Genomic DNA, 338 nt, shown 5'->3' with positions numbered 1-338 from the left:
GGCGTGTCGCTGTCTGCCATGGTGGGGCTTGGGGCCTTGTCGGGCCCGCAGCCGAGGGGCCCGGGCCGATTTCACCTGGCGGCACAAGGTCAGCCTGCCAGCTTGGCCTCCAGCGCGTCGATGAATCGCTGCGCCACGTTGAAGCCGGTCTGATCGGTGATTTCCTGGAAGCACGTCGGGCTGGTCACGTTGATCTCGGTGAGCCGGTCGCCGATGATGTCCAGACCCACCAGCAGCAGGCCGCGCGCCGCCAGGATGGGGCCCAGGTGCTCGGCAATCGCCAGGTCGGAAGCGCTCAGCGGTTGGGCCACGCCCTTGCCGCCGGCCGCCAGGTTGCC

The 338-nt window shown here is 69.5% G+C and carries 1 pseudogene; it reads right to left on the bottom strand.

What is annotated here, in order from left to right:
* Nucleotides 1-89 precede the first annotated feature (89 nt).
* Nucleotides 90-338: pseudogene (locus tag B2W70_RS01960) on the bottom strand (glutathione synthase); the annotation flags it as partial.

It is taken from the genome of Aquabacterium sp. UBA2148, from assembly GCF_002328915.1.
Classification (GTDB): domain Bacteria; phylum Pseudomonadota; class Gammaproteobacteria; order Burkholderiales; family Burkholderiaceae_C; genus Aquabacterium; species Aquabacterium parvum.
Note: the sequence above shows the minus strand (reverse complement) of the source record. Positions and strands in the feature narration are given on the sequence as shown.